Below are 24299 nucleotides of genomic sequence, written 5' to 3' on the forward strand. Positions count from 1 at the left end.
ATGCCAGCCGAATTTCAGGCGCGAAACCAACGACATGAATCACAAACGCAAGCTCGCAATGCTGTCGCTGGCCGCTCTCGTGGCGGCGCAGGCAGCGGTGGCCGCCGACGCGCCGGGGGCGCTGGCCAGCGTGGTGGTGGCGCCGAGCGCCACCGCGCGAGAAGCCGGCTATGACGGCGTGGTCGAGGCGGTGCGCCAGACGGTGGTTGCGGCCCAGGTGTCGGGCGCGGTCGTGGCGCTGCAGGTGAAGGCGGGCGAGCGCGTCGCGGCAGGCCAAGTGCTGCTGCGCCTGGACGCGCGCGCGGCCGAGCAGCAAGCCGGCGCGGCGGCCGCGCAGGTGCAGGCGGCGCGCGCCGCCCAGGACGCCGCGACCAGGGAGTTCGAGCGCCAGCAACAGCTGTTCGACAAGAGCTACATCAGCCAGGCGGCGCTCGACCGTGCCGAGGCGCAGTTCAAGGCAGCGCAGGCGCAGGCCGCCGCGCAGCTGGCTGCAGCCGGCGCAGCGCGCACCGAGTCGGGCTTCTACGTGGTGAGGGCCCCCTACGGCGGCATCGTGTCCGACGTGGCCGTCGTGCTGGGCGACATGGCCATGCCCGGCCGCGCGCTGCTCACGCTCTACGACCCGGCGGCGCTTCGCGTGAGCGCGCCGGTGCCGCAGGGGGCCGCGCAGGCCCTGGCCGCCGCGCCGCAGGCCGAGCCGCTCGTCGAGCTGCCGGGCCGCACGCCCGATCGCCTCAAGCCGGCAGGCTGGCAGGTGCTGCCGGCGGCCGATCCGCAGACGCATACCGTGGAGCTGCGCCTGGACCTGCCCGCCGCCACGCGGGCCGCGCCCGGCATGTTTGCGCGCGTCTGGCTGCCCGGCAGCGACGGTGCGCCCCGCGTCACGGTGCCGCTGCGGGCGGTGGTGCGGCGCGCCGAGCTCACCGGCGTCTACGTGATCGGCGCCGACGGCAGGCCGCTGCTGCGCCAGGTGCGCCTTGGGCCGGCCAGCGGGGAGTCGGTCGAGTTGCTGTCCGGCGTGACCGCCGGCGAGCGCGTCGCGCTGGACCCGCAGGCTGCGGCACGGGTGCGCTGATGGGAATCTCCGGGCGCATTGCGCGCTACTTCCAGTCGGCGCAGATCACGCCACTGCTGGCGCTGGTGGCGCTGCTGCTCGGCGCGTTCGCGGTGCTCGTGACACCGCGCGAGGAAGAGCCGCAGATCAACGTGACCATGGCCAACGTGCTGGTGCCTTTCCCCGGCGCGTCGGTCGCGGACGTCGAGCAGATGGTGGCGGTGCCGGCCGAGCAGGTGCTGTCGCAGATCGCCGGCACCGAGCACGTGATGAGCGTCTCGCGTCCGGGCCTGGCCATCGTCACCGTGCAGTTCAAGGTCGGCGTGCCGCGCACGGATGCGCTGGTGCGCCTCTACGACACCGTCCATTCCAATGCCGACTGGCTGCCGCGCCACCTCGGCGTCGGCGAGCCCCTCATCAAGCCCAAGGGCATCGACGACGTGCCCATCGTCACGCTGACGCTGCACTCGCGCGACGCCGGCGTCGGTGCCTTCGACCTGGAGCGCGTCGCGCACACGCTGGAGGCCGAGCTCAAGCGCGTGCCCGGCACGCGCGAAGTCGCGACCGTCGGCGGCCCGGGCCGCGCGGTGCGCGTCGAGATCGACCCGGCACGCATGGCCGGCGCCGGCGTCACAGTGGCCGAGCTGCGCCGGGCGCTGCAGTCGGCCAACCTCGGTGCGCCGGTGGGCGAACTGCTGGGCGCCGACCGCGCGGTCGCGCTCGAAGCCGGCCCTTATCTGCGCGATGCGCGCGACGTCGGCGAGCTGGTGGTCGGCGCGCGCAACGGCCGGCCGGTGTTCATGCAGGACGTGGCGCGCGTCGTCGACGGCCCGCTGGCGCCCCAGCGCTACGTCTGGCATGCCACGAAGGAAGGCGAGTCGCCCGCGGTGACGATCGCCATCACCAAGAAGCCGGGCGAGAACGCGATCTCGGTGGCCGACGCGGTGATGCGGCGCGTCGACGCCGTGCGCAACACGCTGATCCCGCAGGGCGTGAGCGTGGCCGAGACGCGCAACTACGGCGCGACGGCCAACGACAAGGCCATGAAGCTGATTCAGAAGCTGCTGTTCGCCACGGCGTCGGTGGTCGCGCTGGTCTTCTTCGCCCTGGGCCGGCGCGAGGCCGCGATCGTCGGCAGCGCCGTCATCCTCACGCTGACCGTCACGCTGTTCGCGTCGTGGGCGTGGGGGTTCACGCTGAACCGCGTCTCGCTGTTCGCCCTGATCTTCTCGATCGGCATCCTCGTCGACGACGCGATCGTCGTGGTGGAGAACATCCACCGCCACATGGCGTTGCACCCGGACAAGACGCTCGCGCAGCTGATTCCCGGCGCGGTCGACGAGGTCGGCGGCCCCACCATCCTGGCCACGCTCACCGTGATCGCGGCACTCCTGCCGATGGCCTTCGTCTCGGGCCTGATGGGGCCGTACATGAGCCCGATCCCCATCAACGCCAGCATGGGCATGCTGTTGTCGCTGGCGATCGCCTTCGTCGTGACGCCGTGGCTTGCCCGCCTGTGGATGAAGCACGCGAGCGGGCATGCGCAGGACGAGTCTCGGGGCCTGGGCGCGAGGCTCGGCCCGCTGTTCGAGCGCGTCTTCCGCCCGCTGCTGGACGAGCGCCGCGGACCGCGCAACCGCGCATGGCTCGGCGCCGGCGTCGCGGGCCTGATCGGGCTGTCGCTCGCGCTGCCGGCGCTGGGGCTGGTGGTGCTGAAGATGCTGCCCTTCGACAACAAGTCGGAGTTCCAGGTGGTGGTCGACATGCCGGCCGGCACGACGGTCGAGCGCACGGCCGCGGTGTTGCGCGAGCTCGGCGACCACCTCGTCCGACAGCCGGAGGTGACCGACGTGCAGGCCTATGCGGGCACGGCCGCGCCGATCAGCTTCAACGGCCTGGTGAGGCAGTACTACCTGCGCGCCGGCGGCGAGGTCGGCGATCTGCAGGTCAACCTCGTCGACAAGCACCATCGCGACGAGCAAAGCCACGCGATCGTGACGCGGCTTCGTCCCGAGCTGCAGAAGATCGGCCGGCGTCACGGCGCCAACGTCAAGGTGGTCGAGGTGCCGCCCGGCCCGCCGGTGCTCTCGCCGATCGTCGCCGAGGTCTACGGCCCTGAAGCCGCGGGCCGGCGCGACGTGGCCAAGGCCGTGCGCGCGGTGTTCGAAAGCACGCCGGGCGTGGTCGACGTCGACGACTCCGGCATCGCCGACGCTGCACGCAAGCTGCTGCTCGTCGACCGGCGCAAGGCCGCGCTGCTCGGCGTCGCGCAGTCGGAGATCGTGAGCACGCTGCGCGCGGGCCTGGCCGGCGAGGCCGCCGCCTACCTGCACGACCAGAGCAAGTACCCGGCCGCCGCGACGATCCAGTTGCCGCCCGAACGGCACGGCGACATCGACGCGCTGCTGCAACTGGGCGTGCACGGCGCCGCCGGCCAGCTGGTGCCGATCCGCGAACTGGTGATGGTGAGCGACACGCTGCGCGAGCAGCCGGTCTTCCGCAAGGACGGCCTGCCGGTGCACTACGTGGTCGGCGACATGGCCGGCAAGGTCGACAGCCCGCTGTACGCCATGTTCCAGATGCGCCCGGCCCTGGCCGCGATCCGCACGCCAGGCGGCGGCAGCCTGGGCGAAACCTTCATCCGGCAGCCCGACGACACCTGGCGCGACTACGCGATCAAGTGGGACGGCGAGTGGCAGATCACGTACGAGACCTTCCGCGACATGGGCGCCGCCTACGCGGTCGGGCTGATCCTGATCTACCTGCTGGTCGTCGCCCAGTTCGCGAGCTACCTGACGCCGCTGATCATCATGGCGCCGATCCCGCTGACCATCGTCGGCGTGATGCCGGGCCATGCGCTGCTGGGCGCGCCGTTCACGGCCACCAGCATGATCGGCATGATCGCGCTGGCGGGCATCATCGTGCGCAACTCCATCTTGCTGGTGGACTTCATCGGCCTGCAGGTCGCGCAGGGCATGCCGCTGAAGGAGGCGGTCGTGCGCTCGGCCGCGACGCGCGCTCAGCCCATCTTGCTGACCGGCCTGGCCGCGATGCTGGGCGCGTTCTTCATCCTCGACGACCCCATCTTCAACGGCCTCGCGATCTCGCTGATCTTCGGCATCTTCGTCAGCACGCTGCTGACGCTGGTCGTGATCCCGCTTCTGTACTACGTCGCGTACCGGCACCGGCCGGTGCCGGTTTCGCCGTCCCCCTCAACCTCCGAAGGAGCACACGCATGACCTCGTGGCGCGTCGTCCGCATGTTCGCGGGCCTGTTCATCCTGTTGTCCCTGGCGTTGGGCGTGCCCGGCAGCCCGCTTTACCTGAGCGCGTGGTGGCTTGCCTTCACGGCCTTCGTTGGCGCGAACCTGCTGCAAAGCGCGTTCACCCAGTGGTGTCCGCTGGAAATCATCCTGCGCAGGCTGGGCGTGAAGCCCGGCTGCTGATCTCGCAACGTGTGAGGCTGCCATGCAAGTCGTCTGCCCTTCGTGCGGCACCAGGAACCGCGTGCCCGACGACCGCCTCGCCGACGCTGCGCAATGCGGGCGCTGCGGCGAGCCGCTGATGGCGCCGCAACCCGTGGCGCTGGACGACGGCGGCTTCGACGCCTTCGTCGCAGGCACCGAGCTGCCGGTGCTGGTGGACTTCTGGGCCGACTGGTGCGGCCCCTGCAAGCTGATGGCGCCCCAGTTCGCCGCTGCGGCTGCCCAGCTGCCGCTGGTGCGCTTCGTCAAGGTCGACACCGAAGCCGCGCCGCGCGCCAGCCTTCGCCATCGCGTGCGCAGCATTCCGACGATGGTGCTGTTCCTCGGCGGTCGAGAGATCGCGCGCCGCAGCGGCGCGATGCCCGCTGGCGAGATCGTGAACTGGCTGCGCCAGCAGCTCGGCGCGAGATGGGCCTGACGATGAAACCCCCGCTGCGCGTCCTCGCGCTGCTGGCGGCCGCTGCGCTGGCGCCGGGAGCGCACGCGCTCGACCTCGTGCAGGCCTGGGCAGCTGCCCAGCAGCACGCGCCCGACGCCGCCGCTGCGCTGGCCGCGCGCGCGGCAGGCAGCGCGCGTGGCGAGCAGGCCCAGACGCTGTGGCGGCCCAGCGTGGTGCTCGAAGGCGGCGTGTCCTACGCCGCCAGCGAGACCGCGGCCCGCGGCGCGCAGTTCTCGGCCCCGGGCTTCGGCCAGACGAACGGCGTGAACTTCGACACCTCGGTGACCGGTGGCACGGGCACGCGCTATGCGCTCGCGCTACGCCAGCCGGTCTACAGCCGCGAACGCAGCGCGCGCAGCGAGGCCCTGGAAACGAGCGCACGGGCGGCCGAGTTCGAATGGACGCAGGCACGCCAGGCGCTGATGCTGAGCACGACCGAGGCGTACTTCGGCGCCGCGCTGGCGGCCGAGCGGCTGCGCCTGCTGCAGCGCCAGCAGCAGGCCGTGGACCAGGCGGCCACCGAGGCGCGCGATCGTTTTCGCATCGGCGACCGTCCGGTGACGGACGTGCACGAGGCCGGTGCCCGCGCGGCGGCGCTGCAGGCGGAGCGACTGGCCGCGCAAACGCAGCTGCAGCTGCAGCGCAATGCGCTGGCCGACGTCACCGGGCTGGCCTTGAACGACGAGCCGCTGGCGCTGCCGGGCGAACGGCTCCTCGAGGGCGTCGGCACGCTGGACGACTGGCTCGACCGCGCCGCGCGGCGCAACCCCGGCCTGATGATGGCCGAAGCGCATGTGCACGTGGCCCGGGCCCAGGCACGCGCCACCTCGGCGGCCCTGTCGCCAACGCTCGACGTGGTCGCGCAGCTGGGCTACGACCGCATCTCCGGCGACGGCGACTTCGGACGTGCGAGCCACACCGGGCGCAACGGCGCGATCGGTGTGCAGCTGTCCGTGCCGCTGTACACCGGTGGCACGCGAAGCGCTGTGCATGCCGAGGATCGCGCGCTGGCCGACAAGGCGCAGGCCGAGCTCGAGCGTGCGCGCCAGCGGGTGGCCCAGCAGACCCGCGCCGCCTGGCTGGACCTGGCGGTCGGCGCGAGCCAGACGGGCGCGCTCGCCGCTGCGCTTGAGGCCACCCGCGCGCGACTCGACGCCACGCGCGTGGGGTTGAAAGCCGGCGACCGCACGACGCTCGACCTGCTCAACGCGGAGAACGACGCCACCGCCGCCGAACTCGCGCTGACAGAGGCGCGCGTGCGCCTTGTCACGCGCCACCTGCAGCTGGCCGCGCTGGCCGGCGAGCTCGACGACATCGCGCTGCAGCGCGCCAACGCGCGGCTCCAGGCGCCGCAGCGTCCGTGACCATTGAGGAGACGACGCCGCAGGATGACCGGCCAATTCCAGCCTCAAGCGCTTGGGATTCGTGCCGATACTGGATCGAAGTAGTCCACGATCCAGCTCCCCATGAAGTTCTTCGACCGCTTGACGGTGGGCGGCAAGCTCGCCGTCGCCTTTGGTGCCGTGCTGGCTGCGATGGCCTTGCTCGGCGGTTTCTCGCTGTGGCAGATGTCACGCCTGGGCGACCAGCTCGACCTGATCTCCGAAGTGCGCCTGGCCGGCGTGCGCGACAGCCTGCGCATGGCCGAGAGCGCGACGCGCTACCGCACCCGCGAGTACCGGCTCGCGATCGCCCAGCCCAACGAGGTCGAAACGTTGATCCCGCTCGTCGCGCAGGCGCGCGAGGTGTTCGAGCAGGCCGCCAAGAGCTACGAGGCCGCCATCCACGACGCCGACGAGCGCGCGATCTTCGACAAGGCCATGGCCGCGTGGAAGCACTACGTCGAGCTGACGCCGCCGCTGGTCGACGCGATGCGCCAGGGCCGCATCGACGAGGCCACCGACCTCGTCACGGTGCAGGGCGTGCAGCGCTTCGACGCGGCGCTCGCGCTGTTCAAGCAGCTCGAGAAATACAACGACGACCATGCCGTCGCCGACGGTGACCGCGCCGACGAGATCTACGCCAACAGCCGCCTGCTGGTGGTGGCGGTGCTGCTGGCGGCGATTGCCGGTGGCGTCGCGATGGCGTTCGCGATCGCGCGCGCCATCACGCGCCCGCTGGGCGAGGCGGTGCAGCTGGCCGAAGCGGTGTCGCAAGGCGACCTGACGCGCTCGCTGCACGCCAGCGGCCGCGACGAGGTGGCGCAGCTCACGCGCGCGCTGGGCGCAATGAACCAGCGCCTGCGCGAACTCGTCTCGCAGGTGCGCATGGGCGTCGAGTCGGTGGGTACCGCGTCGGCGCAGATCGCCACCGGCAACCAGGACCTTTCCGCGCGCACCGAGCAGACCGCCTCCAACCTGCAGCAGACCGCGGCATCGATGGAGGAGATCACCGGCACCGTCGCGCAGTCGGCCGACACCGCGCGCCAGGCCAACCAGCTGGCCGCGGGCGCGGCCGGCGCCGCCGAGCGCGGCGGCGCCGTGGTCGAGCGCGTGGTCGACAGCATGCACTCGATCAGCGAGGCGTCGAAGAAGATCGCCGACATCATCGGCGTGATCGACGGCATCGCGTTCCAGACCAACATCCTCGCGCTCAACGCGGCCGTGGAAGCCGCGCGCGCCGGCGAGCAGGGCCGCGGCTTCGCCGTGGTGGCCGGCGAGGTGCGCGGCCTCGCGCAGCGCAGCGCCTCCGCCGCCAAGGAGATCAAGACGCTGATCGGCAGCTCGGTCGAGAGGGTCGAGGCCGGTGCGCAGCTGGCCGGCGAGGCCGGCGCGAGCATGGGAGAGATCGTCTCCTCGGTGAAGCGCGTGAGCGACCTGATCACCGAGATCGCCGCGGCCGCGCAGGAACAGCGCGACGGCATCGGCCAGGTCAACCAGGCGATCGGCAACCTCGACCAGCTGACGCAGCAGAACGCCGCGCTGGTCGAGGAGTCGGCCGCCGCGGCGGCGTCGATGAGCGAGCAGGCGCGCAAGCTCGCCGAGGCGGTGTCGGTGTTCAGGACCGGCGAGCCGGCCGGATCGGCCGCGTCGGCCGCGCACGTCGCCCGGTCGCAGCCGCGCCCGGCGAGTGCGACAGCGCTCCCGAAGGCGGCCAAGCCGGCCGCACCGAAGGCCGCGCCGGTTGCGCCGCGCGCAACCCCGCCACTGGCCGCGGCACCGGCTGGCGACGACGACTGGACCAGCTTCTGACGACGTGAGGCGATCGCCAGGTCAGAACTCGGCCCGGTAGACCAGCCTCAGGCCGCCGCGGCCCGGCCGCAGCGAGATGCTTTCGCCGCGGTCGAGCTCGAAGCGCAGCAGGTGCTGGAAGTGGCGCTGCCGCAGCGCCTCGTCGCGCGCGCCCGGGCCCTGGTGCGGGTCGCCCCGCCAGCGCATCTCGAGCACGTCGTCCGCGGGGCGGCGCTCGATCTGCACGCGCCACACCAGCGGCGGCTCCGGCTCGCCCTGGGCCGCGGCCGCGAACGGCGCCAGCGCGAGCGGCACGACCAGCACGCGCCGCAGCCAGCGAGGTGCGGTGGATGGCGAGTGCCCTTGCGCGTTCATGCGATCAGCCGTGGAAGCCGAGGAAACGAAGGCCTCCAGCATGGTGGATTCGCGCCGCGTGCGTAGGTGCCGCTGCCATGGATGAGCGCGCGCATCCGGGGGATGCGCGCGGGCGGTCCCGCCGCTGACTGCTTGGTCAGGCTTGACGCGCGTCAAGTCTGGCGCGGTATGCCTTCAGTCGAGGCCTCGACAGTCGATTCCTGCCTCGGAACCCCTGCGCCCGGCCGTTAGGCTGCGAAGCCTGTCAATCAAGCCCCGCCATGCTTGCTCCGAACCTCTTAAGAATGGCGCCCGAATCGGCCCGCGGCGAGGCGCTGTCCACGCTGTCGACCGACGACCTCGCCCGCGTGCTGTCGCGCCTGGCCGTGCCGGTGCTGGTGACCGACGCGCGCGGCATCGTGCGCTATGCCAATGCGGCGATGTTCGCGACCACCGGCTACGCCCGCGACGAGCTGGTCGGCGCACGGCCGCGGCTGATGAAGTCGGGCCTGCAGGACGCGGCCTTCTACCAGCAGATGTGGCGCAGCCTTCGCGAGCGCCGAAGCTGGGGCGGCGAGGTCTGGAATCGCCGCAAGGACGGCAGCCTGTTTCGCGTCTGGCTCGACGTTCAGGCGCTCGCCGCGCATGACGGCGAGCTGCGCTGGTTCGTCGGCTCCTACCGCCGCCCGCTCGACGGCTTCGATCCCGAGCAGGTCTCGACCGACGCGCTGACCGGCGTGCTGTCGCGCGCGCGCTTCACGGCCGCGGTCGACGCGCTGCGCGAAGCCGGCGCGCCGGTGCGGCTGACGAGCACCGACATCCGCGACTTCACCCGGCTCAACGAAAGCCTGGGCATCGAGGTCGGCGACCGGCTACTGCGCCAGGTCGCGCTGCGCTGCACCGCCGTCGCCGCCGCGACGCGCTGCGCGCATGCGGTCGGCCGCGTCGGCGCCGACCAGTTCGCCGTCGCGGTGGCCGGCGCCGTGGAGGCCACTGCATCGCTCGGCGAGCAGCTGCGCGCCAGCCTCGCCGAGCCCTTCGACCTCGGGTTTGCGCAAGGGCACGCGGCGCAGTTCTCGTTCGGCGAGACCTTGCTCCGCTGCGATGAAGACAGCGCCGCCGAGGCGCTGGTGCGCGCCGACGCGGCGCGGCTGGACGCCGCGCTCGAGCCTCACCTGGCCGGCGATGCCGACGCGCTCGGTCGCGAGCGCGACATGTTCGCCGACCTGCAGCGTGCCATCCTCGACGGCAGCAGCATCCGCGCGGCCTACCAGCCGCAGGTCGATCTCGAAAGCGGCGGGCTCGTCGGCGTCGAGGCGCTCGCGCGCTGGCGTCGCCGCCATGTCGAGGACGTGCCGCCCGGCGTGTTCGTCTCGCTGGCCGAGCGCCGCCATCTCATCCTGCCGCTGGGCGAGCGCATGCTCGACGCGGCGCTGGCCGACTTTGCGCGCTGGCGTGCGCAGGGCGTGCCGGTGCCGCGGGTGGCGGTCAACTTCTCGGCCGAGCAGTTCCACCGCCCGGGCGCCGCGCGGCGCGTGCGCGAGGCGCTCGAGCGCCACGGGCTCGGCCCCGACTGCCTCGAGCTCGAGCTCACCGAGTCGATGCTGATCGGCGACATCGACGAGGTGCTGCGCAACCTGCACGAGCTGCGCGCGGCCGGCGTGATGCTGTCGATCGACGACTTCGGCACCGGCTATTCCTCGCTCGCCTACCTGCGGCGTTTCCCGATCCATCGGCTCAAGATCGACCGCGCCTTCGTCGCCGACCTCGGCAGCGGCGCCGACGCGGCGCGCGAAGTCGTTTCGATGATCGTCAAGCTCGCGCACCAGTTCGGCCTGCGCTGCCTGGCCGAAGGCGTCGAGACCCAGGCCCAGTGCGACGAGCTGCGCGCGCTGGGCTGCGACGAGGCGCAAGGCTTTCTGTTCGCGCGACCGATGGTGGCCGACGCGCTCGCAAGCTTCGCCGCCGAACGAGCCTGACGGCGAGGACACCCCGAGGCCGCGCCGGGCCGCTCCCAAGCGGCCGAGCGCCCCCTCGGGGGGCAGCGAACGAAGTGAGCGTGGGGGCTCGACTCAGGCCGGCCGCCAGTTCATGTCGATGCGGCCGTCGACGATGCCGATGCGGCGGTCGGCGGCCGACGCGAAGCTGCCGTCGTGGGTGACGGCGATCACGGTCGTGCCGAGGTCGCGCGTGAGTTCGCGCAGGATGTCGCGCACGTTGGTGCTGGAGGCCGAATCAAGATTGCCGGTCGGCTCGTCGGCCAGCACCACGAGCGGCTCGTTGCCCAGCGCGCGCGCGATCGCCACGCGCTGGCGCTGGCCGCCCGAGAGCTGGCTGGGCCGCTTGTGGTGCTGGCCCGCGAGGCCGAGGCGGTCGAGCAACTGGGCCGCGCGGGCGCGCGCCTCCTCGTCGCTCAGGCGGCCGAGCTTGCGGATCGGCAGCGCAACGTTGTCGAGCGCGCTGAACTCGGCCAGCAGGAAGTGGAACTGGAACACGTAGGCCAGGCGCGCGAGCCGGAAGTCCGTCAGCCGGTCATCGTCGAAGTCGCTGGTGTCTTCGCCGTCGATCCAGATGCGCCCCTGCGTCGGCAGGTCGAGCAGTCCCAGCAGGTACAGCAGCGACGACTTGCCCGAGCCGGACGGGCCCATGATGCAGACGAACTCGCCGCGCCGGATCTCGAGGCTCACGTCGTCGACCAGCGTCACCGGCACCTCGCCCTCGAGGATGCGGCTCACGTGGTCGACGCGGATCACCACGCCGTCGTCGCCCGGCCGCGCGCTCACGTGGCACCTCGCAGGATCGCCACCGGCCGCAGCCGGCCCGCGCGGCGCGCCGGCAGCCACGATGCCCCGACGCAGGCCAGCATCGCGAAGCCGATGGCCATGGCGTACTGCTCGGGGCCCCACCACACCGGCAGGTGGACCACGTCGGCGACACCGGGCGGGCGGATCTCCACGCTGCCGAGCAGGGCCATGAGGCCAATGCCCAGCAGCACGCCGGCGGCACTGCCGATCAGGCCCACGATCAGGCCCTCGACGAGGAAGATGCGCCGCAGGTCGCGCGCATGGAAGCCGATCGACTTCATGATCGCGATGTCGCGCGTCTTCTCCATCACGATGGTCGAGATCGTGTTGTAGATGCCGAACGCGGCCACCAGCAGGATCGCCGAGACCACGCTGTACATGATGATGTTGCGCACCAGCAGCAGGCTGAGGATGTCTTCCGAGGCCTCGATCCACGAGACCGACTTGTAGCCGGTGGCCGCCTCGATGGTCTGCGCGATGTCCTGTGCGCGGTAGGGATCGTCGAGCTGGATGATCACGCGGTTGACGCGGTTCTCGCGGCCGAGCAGGGCTTGCGCGCGCTTGAGCAGCACGAAGGCCTGGCCCTCGTCGTAGGCCGCGGTGCCGGTGCGGAAGATGCCCACCACGCGCAGCGAGCGCGTCGAGCCGTCGGCCGCGAGCACGTTGACCGAGCCGCCCATGCGCAGGCTGAACTTCTCGACCAGGCCCTGGCCGACGATGATGCCGTTGGCATCGGAGGCGAGATCGTCGAGCGAGCCGGCGGTCATCTTCTCCTCGATCGTCGTGACCTGCTTCATCTTCTCGGGCAGCGCGCCCGACAGCGTGACGCCTTGCTCGCGCCCGGCGAAGGTCAGCACGGCCGCGCCGGTCAGCACCGGTGCGGCGCGCAGGCCGGGCAGCGCCTCGATCGTCGCCAGCCGCTGCGCCCAGCCGCGGATGCCGCGCCGGTCGGGCAGCGGGCGCACGTTCGACACCGCCACCGCGGCCTGCGGCCAGCGCCGCTCGGCCGGCTGCAGGCGCCCCTGGCGCACCTCGTCGTAGACGGTGATGTGCGGGCTGTTGTCGACCAGGCGCTTGATGAAGTCGCGCTCCGAGCCGCGCATCAGTGCCGACACGGCGAGGAAGAAGGCCACGCCGAGCACCACGCCGGTCAGCGAGACCAGGGTCTGGCGCTTGCGGCTCGTCAGGTGCGCGAGCGCGACGTCGAGCGTGATCGACATGGCCCGGGCCGCGTCAGCGCGAGGCCGCCGGCGAGGCCGCCGAGGCCTCCGCGATGGGCGGCTTGACGTGCGCGCGCCGGCCTTCGCGCAGGCCCTCGGCCGGCGAGAGCACGACCGACTCGTCGTCGCGCAGGCCGGCCAGGACCTCTGTGCGCTCGGTGCCGGTGGCGCCCTTGCGGACCTCACGCCGCTGCAGTCGGTCGTCGGCATCGACCAGCCACAGCACGTTGCCCTTGAGCGCGCTGTTGGGCACCAGCAGCGCGTTGTCGCGGCGCGCGACGATCAGGTTGGTGTCCATCGTCATGCCGGTGCGCAGCGGACCGGCGCCCACTTCGACCGGCTCGCGAAAGCGGATGCGCACGCGGTAGCTGCGCGAGACCGTGTCGCCCTTGGGCGTGATCTCGGCGACATTGCCGTCGAACACGCGCCCGGGCAGCGCGTCGGTGTGCATCACGACCGCCTGGCCCACGGTGACGCGCGGGATGTCTTCCTCGTCGACGTCGGCCGTCACGCGCAGCGGCGCGCAGCAGGCGAGCGTGAGCACCGGCTGGCCGGCCGGGATGTACTGGCCCAGCTCGCCGTCGCGGCGCAGCACCAGGCCGTCGGCCGGTGCGACGAGCTGGTTGTAGTTGCGCTGCGCCTGCGCGCGGCGCAGCGCCGCCTCCGCGGCCTGCAGTTCGCTGCGCGTGCGGTCCAGCTCGGCCGGCGACACGAACTTCTGCGACACGAGTTCGCGCGTGCGCTCGTGCTGCGCGCGCGCGAGCTGCTCGCGCGCCTGCATTTCCTGCACGGTCTGGTCGAGGTCGGCCGCTTCGATGCGCGCGAGCACCTGGCCGCGCCGCACGCTGGCGCCCTCGTCGGCCTCGAGCGCGACCAGGCGCCCGCCGCTGCGCGGTGCGATCGGCACCATCACGGTCGGCTCGACCACCCCGGTCGCATACACCGCCTCGATCGCCGGCCCGCGCGAAGGCCGTGCGGTCTCGACCCGCACAGGCCCCCACAGCCATGCCGCGCCGGCGCCTGCCAGCACGGCGGCGACCACGGCGACGGCAATGATCTTGGTTCTTCGCTGCAAAGCCCGCTCCTGCGGCGTGGATGGCCGGGACACTGTTGCACGCCGGCCCTGCGCGCCGATTGATCGGCCTCAGATGCCGGTGAACTCAGCCCACCGCGTCGGCCGGTGCCTTCCATTTCGCGAGGTAGCGCGCCACGGCCGGGGCGTGGAAGCGCGCCGCGCACCAGCCGATGTGGCCGTCGGGGCGCAGCAGGAAGCACGACGTCCGCGGGATGCGCGCGCGCGCCAGCGCCGCGTCGTTGGCTGGCGCATCGGGCAAGGCGATCACCTGCCATTCGGGCGCCGCCTCGGCCGGCGCGCTCTGGCCGGCGAGGATCAGCGTCCAGCGCGTGTCGTCGCGCCGCGCATACAGGTCTTCGACCTCGCCGCCGGGGCGCAGTACCAGCTTCAGCCACGGGAAGCGGTCGCCGGCGCGCGGCGCCTGCGCGGGCCAGCGCTCGGCCGTTTCGCTCAGGGGGCTCGAGCGGTAGTGGATGCCGATCTGCGAGACGGTGCGAAAGGCCAGCGACTGCACGCGCGGGCGGCGCATCGCGAACGCGGCCAGCCGCGCGATGACCTCGGTGCGCAGCAGGCCGGCGACGCGGTTGTCGGTGACGGCGACGCGAAACGCCTGGTCGGTGGTCGCGAGCAGTCGCTGCGCGATCGGCAGGCGCTCGGCCTCGTAGGTGTCGAGCAGGCCTTCGTCGGCGCCGTCGCGCAGCACCGCGGCGAGCTTCCAGGCGAGGTTGTAGGCGTCCTGCAGGCCGGTGTTCATGCCCTGCGCGCCGACCGGACTGTGGATGTGCGCGGCGTCGCCGAGCAGGAAGCTGCGGCCGGCGCGAAAGCGCGCCGCGTGGCGGTGGTGGATGCGGTAGGTCGAGAACCAGCGGCACTCGCTGACCGAAAGCGCGGTGCCGGCCTCGTCGCGCACCGAGGGCGCGACGTCCTCGAACGCGACGTCGTCGCGCCCGCGCAGCGCGGCCGGCAGGATGCCGACGAGGCGCCAGTGATCCTCGCCGCGCATCGGAAAGAACAGGTGAAAGCCGTCCTGCCAGAGGTAGACGTTGACCTCGTCGGGCACCATCGGACCGCGCGCGGTCAGGTCGGCGACGAAGAACACGTGCTCGTAGGGCGCGCCGGGGAAGTCGATGCCGTTGAGCGCGCGCACGGCGCTGCGCGCGCCGTCGCAGCCGGCGATCCATTGGGCGGCCACCAGCCGTCGCTCGCCGTGCGGGTCGCGCAGCGTCGCGATCGCATCGCGCGGGCCCTGCTCGATCTTCTCCAGCTCGGTGTTCCACTGCACCGAGACGCCGAGCTCGGCGAGCCGCTCGCCCAGCAGGCGCTCGTTGTCGTCCTGGCCGAGGATCAGGATGAAGGGAAAGGCGCTCAGGTCCGCGCCGGCCTCGCCGAGCGGAATGCGCGCGGTGCGCCGGCCCTCGGCCCACAGGTTCGCGCCGGTGCCGCGCTTGCCCAGCGCGACCGCGCGCTCGGCGATGCCGAGGTGGCGATAGATCTCCAGCGTGCGCGCCTGCACGCCCAAGGCGCGCGTCTGCTGCGCCGGGCCGGCGTGGCGGTCGATGATCAGAGGGCGTATGCCGCGGCGCGCGAGCTGGCAGGCCAGCATCAGCCCGGTGGGGCCGGCACCGACGATCAGGACGTCTGTCTCCACGCAAGCTCCCCGCGGGGCCGCGGTGGGGGCGCGGCCTGCGGGTGCATCCTAGGGCATGTCCGGGGCGCATTCACCGCGATCGAGTGCTGCCGCGCAGCCCCCTCACCCCCGCCCTCTCCCCCTGGCGGGGGAGAGGGAGTGGCTCCCTCTCCCGCGCGCGGGGGAAGGCCGGGGCGAGGGTTCGCCGCCAGGCGCCGACGCCCGCTGCATCCGGCCCGCGACCCAGTCGACGAACACCCGCACGCGCGGCGACAGCTGGCGATGGTGCGGGTACAGCACCGACACCGGCATCGGCGGCGGCTGCAGCGACGGGAACACCGCACGCAGCGTGCCGGCGGCCAACTGCGGCTCGACGTGGTAGCGCGGCAGCTGCACGAAGCCCAGGCCGGCCTCGCAGCAAAGCGTGTAGGCGTCGGCACTGGCGACGGTGACGCTGCCCGGCAGCAGCATGGTCTTGCGCTCGCCGTCGACGACGAACTCGAAGGGCAGCAGCTTGCCGCTGCTGCCGGCGTAGTTCACTGCGCGATGCGTGCGGAACTCCTCCAGCGTGCGCGGCGTGCCGTGGTGCGCCAGGTAGGCGGCGCTGGCGCAGGTCACCTGATCGAGCAGCGCGACGCGGCGCCCGACCATGCTCGAGTCGCGCGGCTCGCCGGCACGCAGCACGCAGTCGACGCTTTCGCGCACCAGGTCGACCAGGCGGTCGCCGAGGCCGATCTCGAGCTCGATCTCGGGATAGGCCTCGAAGAACTCGCCCAGGTGCGGCAGCAGGAAGTGCGTGGCCAGCGTGCCCTGCAGGTCGACGCGCAGCTTGCCGCGCGGGCGTTGCGCGGCGCTGCCGAAGGCCGACTCGGTCTCCTCGATGTCGGCCAGCAGCCGCAGGCAGCGCTGGTAGTAGGCCTCGCCGTCGAGCGTGGCGCTGACCTGGCGCGTCGTGCGGTGCAACAGGCGCACGCCGAGCCGGCGTTCGAGCTGCTGCACCGCGTGGGTCACCGTGGCGCGCGGCAGCCGCAACTCGTCGGCCGCCTTGGTGAAGCTCTTGCGCTCGACGATGCGCACGAAGATGTTCATCGCGTCGAAGCGGTCCATGGCGCGGCTCCTGGATTGTTTGCGGCTTCTGGATAGTCATGGCGAATCTAGCGCCTTTATCGATAGAAGCGCAAACACAAGAATGAGCTCACCGATTCACCACTTCGCTGGAGCAAGCCATGAAGAACCCCGCCCCCGTTGCCATCGTCACCGGCGCCTCGCGCGGCATTGGCGCTGCCATCGCCGAGCGCCTGGCCCGCGACGGCCATGCCGTCGTCGTCAACTACGCCGGCCGCGCCGGCGAGGCCGCCGAGGTCGTTCAGGCCATCGAATCGACCGGTGGCCGCGCCGTCGCCGTGCAGGCCGACGTGGCCGATCCCGCCGCGGTGCGCCGCCTGTTCGACGAAGCCGAGCGCGCCTTCGGCCGCGTCGACGTGCTGGTCAACAACGCCGGCGTGATGCCGCCTTCGCTGCCGGCGCTGGCCGACACCGACGACGCCACCTTCGACCGCCTGGTCGCGATCAACCTCAAGGGCAGCTTCAACACGATGCGCGAGGCCGCCAAGCGCCTGCAAGGCGGCGGGCGCATCGTCAACCTCTCGAGCAGCCTGGTCGGCACCGCGCTGCCCGGCTACTCGGTCTACGCCGCCACCAAGGCGGCGATCGAAACGATGACGAACATCTTCGCCAAGGAGCTGCGCGGCAGGAGCATCACCGTCAACGCGGTCGCGCCGGGGCCTACGGCCACCGCGCTGTTCCTCGACGGCAAGACGCCCGAGGCGATCGAGCGCCTCGCCAAGGCGGCGCCGCTGGAGCGCCTGGGCGAGCCCGAGGACATTGCCTCGGCCATCTCGATCCTTGTCGGGTCTGACGCGGCGTGGATCAACGGCCAGACGCTGCGAGCCAACGGTGGCCTGGTCTGAGCAGGCGTGCGCTCAGATGCGCGCCAGCGCCTGCGCCAGGTCGGCCCGCAGGTCTTCCACGTCCTCGATGCCGACCGACAGGCGCACCAGCGCATCGCCGATGCCGAGCTGCGCGCGGGTTTCGGGCGGAATCGTCGCGTGGGTCATGATCGCCGGGTGCTCGATCAGGCTCTCGACGCCGCCCAGGCTTTCGGCCAGCGCGAAGATGCGCACCGCTTCGAGAAAGCGCTTCGCGCCGGCGAGGTCGCAGCGCAAGGTCGCCGAGATCATGCCGCCGAAGCCCTTCATCTGGCGCTTCGCCAGCGCATGCTGCGGATGCGATTCGAGCCCCGGGTAGTGCACGCGCTCGACCTGCGGCTGGCGCTCCAGCCACTGCGCGAGTTCGAGCGCACTCTCGCAGTGGCGCTGCATGCGCAGCGCCAGCGTCTTGACGCCGCGCAGCGCGAGGAAGCTGTCGAACGGCCCGGCGATCGCGCCGACCGCGTTCTGCAAGAAGCCCAGCCGCTCGCGCAAGGCCGCATGGCGCGGCTCGCCGCCGACGATCGCGACGCCGCCAATCACATCGGAGTGGCCGTTGAGGTACTTGGTGGTCGAGTGCACGACGACATCGAAGCCGAGCTCGAGCGGGCGCTGCACGTAGGGGCTGGCGAATGTGTTGTCGGCCACCGCGAGCACGCCGCGCTCGCGGCACAGCCGGGCGATCGCGGCGAGGTCCGCGAGCTTGAGCAGCGGATTGGTCGGTGTCTCGACCCAGACCATGCGCGTTTGCGGCGTGATGGCCGCGGCCAGCGCGGCGGGGTCGGCGAGATCGACGAAGCTGAAGCGGTGGCCGGCGCTGCGCGTGCGCACGCGCTCGAAGAGGCGAAAGCTGCCGCCGTAGATGTCGTCGCCGCTGACGATGTGCGAGCCGGCATCGAGCACTTCGAGCACGGTCGAGATCGCTGCCAGGCCCGAGGCGAAGGCGAAGGCCTGCGCGCCGCCTTCCAGATCCGCGACGCAGCGCTCGAAGGCCCATCGCGTCGGGTTGTGCGAGCGGCCGTAGTCCAGGCCCTTGTGCACGCCGGGGCTGCTTTGCACATAGGTCGAGGTCGCATAGATCGGCGGCATGATCGCGCCGGTGCTCGGGTCGGGCGACTGGCCGGCGTGGATCACGCGGGTGGCAAAGCCGAGGCGGCGTTCCTGTTCGCTCATGAGGTCTCCTAGGCGAGCGTCTTGCGAAGGTGGATCAGCAGGTCGTAGCGCGTGATCAGGCCGTGAAAGCCCTTCGCGTCGGCGACGATGGCGGTCAGCCCGCGATCGAGCAGCGCTTCGAGCTCGGCCAGGCTCGCGGTCGGCGCGATCGTCTCGGGCGCGGGCGTCATGGCCTGCGAGACCGGCGAGCGAAAGCGCGAGGCGTCGGCATGCACCGCCATCAGCAGGTCGGACTCGTCGACGATGCCGACCACGCGCCCCTCGTCGAGCACCGGCAGCTGCGAGACGTCGGCCAGGCGCATGCGCTGGAACGCGGTCAGCAGCGTGTCGTTCGGCCCCGCGCTGACCACGCTGCCGTCGCTCGCGCGGCGCGAGATCAGGTCGCGCAGGTCGCCGAACTTCGGGCGCTCGAGCAAGCCCTGGTCGAGCATCCAGGCGTCGTTGTAGACCTTGGAGAGGTAGCGCGTGCCGGTGTCGCAGACGAAGCTCACCACGCGCTGCGGCGCGGTCTGCTCGCGACAGTAGCGCAGCGCGGCGGCCAGCAGCGTGCCGGTCGACGAGCCGGCCAGGATGCCCTCGCGGCGCAGCAGCTCGCGCGCGGTCTCGAAGCTCTCGTGGTCGTCGATCGTGTAGGCGTGGGTGACGCCGGAAAGATCGGCGATGCCGGGCACGAAATCCTCGCCGATGCCTTCCACGGCCCACGATCCGGCCTCGCCGACGCGCCCGGAGCGCGTGTACTCGGCCAGCACCGAGCCGAGCGGGTCGGCCAGCACGAAGCGCAGCTTGGGCTGCACGCGGCGGAAGTAGCGCGTCAGGCCGGTGATGGTGCCGCTGGAGCCGACGCCGACGACGATGGCGTCGAGGTCGTGGCCGGTCTGCTCCCAGAGCTCGGGGCCGGTGGTGGTCTCGTGCGCGCGCGGGTTGGCGGGGTTGTTGAACTGGTCGGCGAAGAAGGCGCCGGGGATGCCGGCGGCAAGGCGCGCGGCCATGTCCTGGTAGTACTCGGGGTGGCCCTTGCCGACGTCCGAGCGTGTGATGTGCACCTCGGCGCCGAGCGCGCGCAGGTGCAGCACCTTCTCGGTCGCCATCTTGTCGGGCACCACCAGCACCACGCGGTAGCCCTTGGCGCGCGCCACCAGCGCGAGCCCGAGGCCGGTGTTGCCGGCGGTGGCCTCGACGACCGTGCCGCCGGGCCTGAGCCGGCCGCCGGCCTCGGCGGCCTCGATCATCGCGACGCCGATGCGGTCCTTGATCGAGCCGCCGGGGTTCTGCGACTCGAGCTTGAGGAAGAGGGTGCAAGGTCCCGTGTCGAAGCGCGTGACGCGCACGAGCGGCGTGTGGCCGATCAGGTCGAGGACGGCGGGGCGGTCGGGTGTGACCATGGGCTTGTCTCCTGGGCTTTGCCTCGGCGGCGCCGCTTCGTGGGCAGCGTCAGGGCGAGCCTAGCGCAGCCCGGCCGGATCTCGCCTGCGCAAATCGGGGATGCTCATGAGGGCAACGCATGATGCGGCGCCCAGCGCCGCGAGCGGCACGACGGCCTGCCACGAGCCCATCGTCGCCAGCGTCGCCGCGCTGACCGCGAGCCACAGCGCCGCCAGCCACCCTGCGATGCGCAGCGCCGCGCGCAGGCGCCCGCTGGCCTGAACGAGCAGCAGCCAGCCCAGCGTCGCGATCGCGGTCGGATCGGGCGCGAAGCCGAAGACCTCGGCCTGCGTCCACGGCCGCCCGAAGGCCGGCGCCAGCAGCGGGTGACCCAGCAGCGCCCACAGCAGCAAGGCCACGCCGACGCGCCGGCGCCACGGCGAGGCCGACGCATGAAGCTCTAACGCGCAGAGCGCGGCCAGCAGCGCCGCCTGCAGCGCGAACGCGAACGCGCAAGCTTCGGCCGCCCAGTTGATGGCCGCGAAGCGCTGCCAGTGAAACGCCCACGCGACGAAGGCCCAGGCCGCGGCCAGGGCGGCGGCCGCGATCCGATGCGCGCGGCCCGCACGCAGCAGCCAGCCGAGCGCCAGCGCAACGACGGCGAGCTGCGTCGGCCACCACGCCTCGTTGATCGACGCGAACAGCCGCCAGTAGATGCGCGGCGAGAACATCAGGAGATCCGAGGGGCGGTAGGTCCACCACTCGCTCATGCCGTGGTCCTCAGACGGCCGCAATCGCGCGCGCGATGCGCTCGCGCAGCGCCGCGTCGGGCAGGCGCCCGCGCGCCGCGGCCATGTTCTGGCGCAGGTGCTCGACCTGGCTGGTCGCGGGGATCGCGCAGGTCACCGCCGGATGCGAGACGATGAACTTCAGCACCAGCTGTGCCCAGTGCGCGCAGTCGATCTCGCCGGCCCAGGCCGGCAGCGGCTGGCGCGCGAGCGCGTCGAGCAAGGCGCCTTCGCGGAACGGCCGGTTGACGATCACCGCGATGCCGCGCTCGTGCGCCAGCGGCAGCAGGCGCTGCTCGGCCTCGCGGTCGAGCGGGTTGTAGGTGAGCTGCACGAAGTCGATCGGATGCGCGCGCATCACCTCCTCGATCTCGGCATGGCGGCGGCCTTCGGAGGTGGTGATGCCGACGTAGCGCAGCGTTCCTGCGGCCTTCATCTCGAACAGGCGCGGCAGGTGCTGCTGCCAGGCGAGCAGGTTGTGAACCTGCACCAGGTCGAAGCGCGCCACGCCCCACAAGGCGCGCGAGGCCTCGATCTGCGCTGCGGTGCGCGTGCCGTCGCCGGTCCAGACCTTCTCGGCCGAGAACAGTGCGGCCGGCCGGCCCAGGCGCGCGAGCGCGTGGCCGATCGTGGGCTGCGACGAGCCGTACATCGGCGACGAGTCGATCATGCGCCCGCCCGCATCGAAGAAGGCGCGCACGACCTCGACGCAGGCCTCGCGCGCGGCGTCGTCGCGGCCGACGTTGAAGGTGATCCAGCTGCCCAGGCCCACGACCGGCAGCGCCTCGCCGCTCGACGGAATGCGGCGCGAGATCGGCGCCGACGCCGGCGCCTGCGCCGCGCCGCGTGCCGCCGTCAGGGCGAGCGCCGCCGCGAGCCAGCGTCGCCGCGTCAGGCCCCCACGCTCACTTCGTTCGCTGCCCCCCGAGGGGGCGCGGTCGCCTTGGGGCGGCCCGGCGGTGGTCGTCGGGCCCCCACGCTCACTTCGTTCGCTGCCCCCCGAGGGGGCGCGGTCGCCTTGGGGCGGCCCGGCGGTGATCGTCGGGCCCCCACGCTCACTTCGTTCGCTGCCCCCCGAGGGGGCGCGGTCGCCTTGGGACGGCCCGGCGGCGGCCGGGCTATGCGGGCACGCGCGCGGCTGCATCCCGCTCGGCCATCCCCCGATGGCGCCGCCAGGCGTCGGGCGGCACGCCGTACTCGCGCCGGAACGCGCGGCTGAACGCGGTGTCGGTCTGGTAGCCCACGTCTTCGGCGATTTGTGCCAGCGGTGCCTTGCTGCGGCACAGCAGGTTGGCCGCCATCGTCATGCGCCACTGCGTGAGGTACTGCATCGGCGCGGTGCCGACGATCTGCTGGAAGCGCTGCGCGAGCACCGAGCGCGAGGTGTGCGCCACCTGGGCCAGCTCGTCGAGCGTCCAGGCGTGGGCGGGGCGCGCATGCATCGCGTTGAGCGCCACGCCGACGATGCGGTCGCCCAGCCCCGCGAGCCAGCCGGTGCGGCCCTCGGCGCCCTCGTTGACGTACATGCGCAGCACCTCGATGAACAGCACCTCGGCCAGCTTGGCCAGCACGCCGGCGCCGCCGGGGCGCGGCGAGCGCGCCTCGGCCAGGGCGTAGCGCACCGAGGCCTCCAGCCACATGCCGGCGTTCGAGCCGCGCACGTTCACCTTGACCAGCGGCGGCAGGCCGGCGAACAGCATGCGCGCGAGCCGCGCGTCGCAGGCAAGGTAGCCGCAGACGATGCGCGTGGACGCTCCGCCGCCGCCATAGACCAGCTGCCGAGGCCGCCTCGACAGCACCTCCTGCAACTGTGCGCCGGGGCGCGCCGGCGGCACGCCGGGCTCGCTCGTCATGCGATGCGCGTCGCCTTGCGGGAACACGATCACGTCGCCGGCGACGAGGTGGACCGGCGCGGCCTCGCCGACCTCGGCGTAGCACTCGCCTTCGGTGATCAGGTGGAAGATGACCACGTTCTCGGCGCCCGGCTCGAGCAGCGGCGCGGCCGATGCCGCCGGCGGCGACTGGTAGCACCACGGCGCGGTGAAGCGCGCGTTGATGAAGATCGCGCCGACCAGGCGCACCACGCGCAGGGTTTCGGAGAGGGCGTCCATCGTCGTCAGGCCGGTGCCGTTTCGATGCGCAGATCGACACGGATCGCGCGGCGCACCAGCGAGGGGATCGGCGAGCGCTCGAGCGCGCTGTCGACCAGCGCGCGTAGCGCGACCGCGGCAGTGTTGGGCGCGGCGATCTCGACGATCAGCCGCATCTCGACGGGCGCCGCGTCGGCCAGATCGCCTTGCGCATTGGGCAGGCCGAACATGCCGCAGGCGTCGGAGCGGCTCTCGGCGCGCACCGCCAGGCGCGACAGCGCGACGCCGCGCATCGCCGCGACCATCGCGATCGAGGTGGTGGCGCAGCCCGCCAGCCCGGCGCGAAACAGCCAGCCCGGCGTCGGCAGCGTGCTGCTGCCGCCGAACTCGTCGGGCATGTCGGTTTCGACCTCGGTGCCGTTGGGATGGCGGATCAGCACGCGCGTGCCGCGCGACAGCGTCGCCTGCGCCGGCGCGTCATCGTGCAGGCCGACATCGGGCCGGCGTATCAGCGCCTGCTCGACGCGCCGCAAGGCGCTGGCGGTCTCGGAGCTGCTCATGACCTTGGCCTCCGGCTGCGAGCTGGGATGGCCCCCATTGTCGGCAGGCACGCGCGCGAGGCAAGTGCGCCGAGGGGCCGCTCGGACGATCGGACAGGCCTTGCGGACGCAAAGTCAGCCCGGCGCGCGTGCAGCGGCATCCACGGACGAATGGGTAGCCATGCGCGACGCACGAGCAGGACGCGCGCGGCCTCGCGGGCTTCCACTGCGCACCAGGGCTCGACGCCCTGCGCATTCACGCTCCATCGGCAACCGACACGAGGCAACTCCATGAACGCTCCCATCGACTTCAGCGCCGTCAAGACCCGCCAGCAGGCCGCCTGGGCCAGCGGCGACTACGCCGTCATCGGCACCACCTTGCAGATCGTCGGCGAATCGCTGGCCGAGGCCTGCGACCTCCACTGGGACGAGCGCGTGCTCGACATCGCCGCCGGCAACGGCAATGCCACGCTGGCGGCGGCGCGCCGCGGCGCGCGCGTGGTCTCCACCGACTACGTGCCCGGCCTGCTCGAGCGCGCCGCCGAGCGCGCCCGCGCCGAGGGCCTGGAGGTCACGTTCCAGGCCGCCGACGCCGAGGCACTGCCGTTCGAGGACGCCAGCTTCGACGCGGTGGTCTCGACCTTCGGCGTGATGTTCGCGCCCGACCAGGCGCGCGCGGCGGCCGAGATGGCGCGCGTGTGCCGCCCGGGCGGGCGCATCGGCCTGGCCAACTGGACGCCCGACAGCCTGGTCGGAAAGATGTTCAAGGTGCTCGGCCGCCACGTCCCGCCGCCGGCCGGCCTGCAGCCGCCCGCGCTGTGGGGCACCGAGGCGCACCTGCACACACTGTTCGGCGCGCAGGCTTCGGCGATCGCCGCGACGCAGCGCGTCTTCAACTTCCGCTACCGCTCGGCGGCGCACTTCGTCGACGTGTTCCGCCGCTGGTACGGCCCGGTGCACAAGGCTTTTGCCGCGCTGCCGGCCGAGGGCGCGGCGCAGCTCGAGCGCGAGCTGGTCGAACTGCTCGACGGCCTGAACCGCGGCGGTCCGAAGACGCTGCTGGTGCCGAGCGAATACCTCGAGATTGTCGTGACGCGACGCTGATCCTCTCCATCCAAGCGATTCCCATAGG

The 24299-nt window shown here is 72.4% G+C and carries 21 protein-coding genes; 9 read left to right on the forward strand and 12 right to left on the reverse strand.

Annotated elements, in window-relative coordinates; translation table 11 throughout:
• Positions 1–34: 34 nt before the first annotated feature.
• From ACO2TI_RS04095 to ACO2TI_RS04120, 6 genes are all read left to right on the forward strand, one after another.
• On the forward strand, positions 35–1075 hold the full coding sequence (locus ACO2TI_RS04095; protein ID WP_423282182.1) for an efflux RND transporter periplasmic adaptor subunit: 1041 nt from the start codon (positions 35–37) through the stop codon (positions 1073–1075).
• Positions 1075–4293 (forward strand): efflux RND transporter permease subunit, encoded by a 3219-nt coding sequence (locus ACO2TI_RS04100; RefSeq protein WP_423282183.1) that lies wholly within the window; start codon positions 1075–1077, stop codon positions 4291–4293. Before ACO2TI_RS04095 ends, ACO2TI_RS04100 begins: the two co-directional genes overlap by 1 nt.
• The gene (locus ACO2TI_RS04105) at positions 4290–4499 is read left to right on the forward strand and encodes a YgaP family membrane protein (protein ID WP_423282184.1); all 210 of its coding nucleotides are present in this window, start codon (positions 4290–4292) and stop codon (positions 4497–4499) included. Before ACO2TI_RS04100 ends, ACO2TI_RS04105 begins: the two co-directional genes overlap by 4 nt.
• Positions 4500–4521: 22 nt before the next feature.
• Positions 4522–4956, forward strand: a complete 435-nt coding sequence (trxC, locus tag ACO2TI_RS04110; protein WP_423282185.1) for a thioredoxin TrxC — start codon at positions 4522–4524, stop codon at positions 4954–4956.
• Between the two features lie 2 nt (positions 4957–4958).
• Complete coding sequence (locus ACO2TI_RS04115) at positions 4959–6341, forward strand: TolC family protein (RefSeq protein WP_423282186.1); 1383 nt, start codon at positions 4959–4961, stop codon at positions 6339–6341.
• Positions 6342–6443: 102 nt separating this feature from the next.
• A complete protein-coding gene (locus ACO2TI_RS04120) occupies positions 6444–8168 on the forward strand; it encodes a methyl-accepting chemotaxis protein (RefSeq protein WP_423282187.1) in 1725 nt (574 codons plus the stop codon).
• A 21-nt stretch (positions 8169–8189) separates the two neighbouring features.
• Here ACO2TI_RS04120 and ACO2TI_RS04125 read toward each other — a convergent pair whose 3' ends face one another.
• Positions 8190–8522 (reverse strand): hypothetical protein, encoded by a 333-nt coding sequence (locus ACO2TI_RS04125; protein ID WP_423282188.1) that lies wholly within the window; start codon positions 8520–8522, stop codon positions 8190–8192.
• 260 nt (positions 8523–8782) lie between these two features.
• Here ACO2TI_RS04125 and ACO2TI_RS04130 point away from each other — a divergent pair, with 260 nt between their 5' ends.
• Positions 8783–10480: a putative bifunctional diguanylate cyclase/phosphodiesterase gene (locus tag ACO2TI_RS04130; protein ID WP_423282189.1), complete on the forward strand. Its 1698-nt coding sequence runs from the start codon at positions 8783–8785 to the stop codon at positions 10478–10480.
• 93 nt (positions 10481–10573) lie between these two features.
• Here the strand turns inward: ACO2TI_RS04130 and ACO2TI_RS04135 are convergent, their stop codons facing one another.
• The 5 genes from ACO2TI_RS04135 to ACO2TI_RS04155 form a co-directional block, all read right to left on the reverse strand.
• Positions 10574–11284, reverse strand: coding sequence for an ABC transporter ATP-binding protein (locus tag ACO2TI_RS04135; RefSeq protein WP_423282190.1), 711 nt, complete (start codon positions 11282–11284; stop codon positions 10574–10576).
• A complete protein-coding gene (locus ACO2TI_RS04140) occupies positions 11281–12525 on the reverse strand; it encodes an ABC transporter permease (protein WP_423282191.1) in 1245 nt (414 codons plus the stop codon). The genes ACO2TI_RS04135 and ACO2TI_RS04140 overlap by 4 nt, the downstream gene beginning before the upstream one ends.
• A 13-nt stretch (positions 12526–12538) precedes the next feature.
• Entirely contained in the window at positions 12539–13600 is a 1062-nt protein-coding gene (locus ACO2TI_RS04145; protein WP_423282192.1) for an efflux RND transporter periplasmic adaptor subunit, read from the reverse strand.
• 85 nt (positions 13601–13685) lie between these two features.
• The gene (locus ACO2TI_RS04150) at positions 13686–15248 is read right to left on the reverse strand and encodes an FAD-dependent oxidoreductase (RefSeq protein ID WP_423282193.1); all 1563 of its coding nucleotides are present in this window, start codon (positions 15246–15248) and stop codon (positions 13686–13688) included.
• Positions 15249–15350: 102 nt separating this feature from the next.
• Positions 15351–16334, reverse strand: a complete 984-nt coding sequence (locus ACO2TI_RS04155; protein WP_423282194.1) for a LysR substrate-binding domain-containing protein — start codon at positions 16332–16334, stop codon at positions 15351–15353.
• Positions 16335–16453: 119 nt separating this feature from the next.
• Here ACO2TI_RS04155 and ACO2TI_RS04160 point away from each other — a divergent pair, with 119 nt between their 5' ends.
• A complete protein-coding gene (locus ACO2TI_RS04160; RefSeq protein ID WP_423282195.1) occupies positions 16454–17197 on the forward strand; it encodes an SDR family oxidoreductase in 744 nt (247 codons plus the stop codon).
• Between the two features lie 12 nt (positions 17198–17209).
• On the opposite strand, the gene ACO2TI_RS04165 is transcribed toward ACO2TI_RS04160, so the two are convergent.
• From ACO2TI_RS04165 to ACO2TI_RS04190, 6 genes are all read right to left on the reverse strand, one after another.
• Positions 17210–18388, reverse strand: coding sequence for a trans-sulfuration enzyme family protein (locus ACO2TI_RS04165; RefSeq protein WP_423282196.1), 1179 nt, complete (start codon positions 18386–18388; stop codon positions 17210–17212).
• A gap of 8 nt (positions 18389–18396) precedes the next feature.
• Positions 18397–19770, reverse strand: coding sequence for a pyridoxal-phosphate dependent enzyme (locus ACO2TI_RS04170; protein ID WP_423282197.1), 1374 nt, complete (start codon positions 19768–19770; stop codon positions 18397–18399).
• A gap of 60 nt (positions 19771–19830) precedes the next feature.
• Complete coding sequence (locus ACO2TI_RS04175) at positions 19831–20520, reverse strand: DUF6064 family protein (protein WP_423282198.1); 690 nt, start codon at positions 20518–20520, stop codon at positions 19831–19833.
• 10 nt (positions 20521–20530) lie between these two features.
• Positions 20531–21433, reverse strand: a complete 903-nt coding sequence (locus tag ACO2TI_RS04180; protein WP_423283304.1) for an aldo/keto reductase — start codon at positions 21431–21433, stop codon at positions 20531–20533.
• 223 nt (positions 21434–21656) lie between these two features.
• Positions 21657–22649: an AraC family transcriptional regulator gene (locus ACO2TI_RS04185; protein ID WP_423282199.1), complete on the reverse strand. Its 993-nt coding sequence runs from the start codon at positions 22647–22649 to the stop codon at positions 21657–21659.
• A gap of 5 nt (positions 22650–22654) precedes the next feature.
• Positions 22655–23188 (reverse strand): OsmC family protein, encoded by a 534-nt coding sequence (locus ACO2TI_RS04190; RefSeq protein ID WP_423282200.1) that lies wholly within the window; start codon positions 23186–23188, stop codon positions 22655–22657.
• Between the two features lie 270 nt (positions 23189–23458).
• Here ACO2TI_RS04190 and ACO2TI_RS04195 point away from each other — a divergent pair, with 270 nt between their 5' ends.
• Positions 23459–24271 (forward strand): class I SAM-dependent methyltransferase, encoded by an 813-nt coding sequence (locus tag ACO2TI_RS04195; protein ID WP_423282201.1) that lies wholly within the window; start codon positions 23459–23461, stop codon positions 24269–24271.
• Positions 24272–24299 lie beyond the last annotated feature (28 nt).

Source organism: Caldimonas sp. KR1-144, assembly GCF_049446155.1.
In the GTDB taxonomy this organism is placed as follows: Bacteria; Pseudomonadota; Gammaproteobacteria; order Burkholderiales; family Burkholderiaceae_C; genus Rivibacter.

Excerpts from the sequence above, each read along its gene's own strand:
- ACO2TI_RS04170 (WP_423282197.1), bottom strand. The coding sequence starts at position 19,770 with ATGGTCACACCCGACCGCCCCGCCGTCCTCGACCTGATCGGCCACACG.
- ACO2TI_RS04095 (WP_423282182.1), top strand. The coding sequence starts at position 35 with ATGAATCACAAACGCAAGCTCGCAATGCTGTCGCTGGCCGCTCTCGTG.
- ACO2TI_RS04105 (WP_423282184.1), top strand. The coding sequence starts at position 4,290 with ATGACCTCGTGGCGCGTCGTCCGCATGTTCGCGGGCCTGTTCATCCTG.
- ACO2TI_RS04115 (WP_423282186.1), top strand. The coding sequence starts at position 4,959 with ATGAAACCCCCGCTGCGCGTCCTCGCGCTGCTGGCGGCCGCTGCGCTG.
- ACO2TI_RS04160 (WP_423282195.1), top strand. The coding sequence starts at position 16,454 with ATGAAGAACCCCGCCCCCGTTGCCATCGTCACCGGCGCCTCGCGCGGC.
- trxC (WP_423282185.1), top strand. The coding sequence starts at position 4,522 with ATGCAAGTCGTCTGCCCTTCGTGCGGCACCAGGAACCGCGTGCCCGAC.
- ACO2TI_RS04185 (WP_423282199.1), bottom strand. The coding sequence starts at position 22,649 with ATGGACGCCCTCTCCGAAACCCTGCGCGTGGTGCGCCTGGTCGGCGCG.
- ACO2TI_RS04195 (WP_423282201.1), top strand. The coding sequence starts at position 23,459 with ATGAACGCTCCCATCGACTTCAGCGCCGTCAAGACCCGCCAGCAGGCC.
- ACO2TI_RS04155 (WP_423282194.1), bottom strand. The coding sequence starts at position 16,334 with ATGGACCGCTTCGACGCGATGAACATCTTCGTGCGCATCGTCGAGCGC.
- ACO2TI_RS04100 (WP_423282183.1), top strand. The coding sequence starts at position 1,075 with ATGGGAATCTCCGGGCGCATTGCGCGCTACTTCCAGTCGGCGCAGATC.
- ACO2TI_RS04120 (WP_423282187.1), top strand. The coding sequence starts at position 6,444 with ATGAAGTTCTTCGACCGCTTGACGGTGGGCGGCAAGCTCGCCGTCGCC.
- ACO2TI_RS04130 (WP_423282189.1), top strand. The coding sequence starts at position 8,783 with ATGCTTGCTCCGAACCTCTTAAGAATGGCGCCCGAATCGGCCCGCGGC.
- ACO2TI_RS04125 (WP_423282188.1), bottom strand. The coding sequence starts at position 8,522 with ATGAACGCGCAAGGGCACTCGCCATCCACCGCACCTCGCTGGCTGCGG.
- ACO2TI_RS04190 (WP_423282200.1), bottom strand. The coding sequence starts at position 23,188 with ATGAGCAGCTCCGAGACCGCCAGCGCCTTGCGGCGCGTCGAGCAGGCG.
- ACO2TI_RS04175 (WP_423282198.1), bottom strand. The coding sequence starts at position 20,520 with ATGAGCGAGTGGTGGACCTACCGCCCCTCGGATCTCCTGATGTTCTCG.
- ACO2TI_RS04165 (WP_423282196.1), bottom strand. The coding sequence starts at position 18,388 with ATGAGCGAACAGGAACGCCGCCTCGGCTTTGCCACCCGCGTGATCCAC.
- ACO2TI_RS04140 (WP_423282191.1), bottom strand. The coding sequence starts at position 12,525 with ATGTCGATCACGCTCGACGTCGCGCTCGCGCACCTGACGAGCCGCAAG.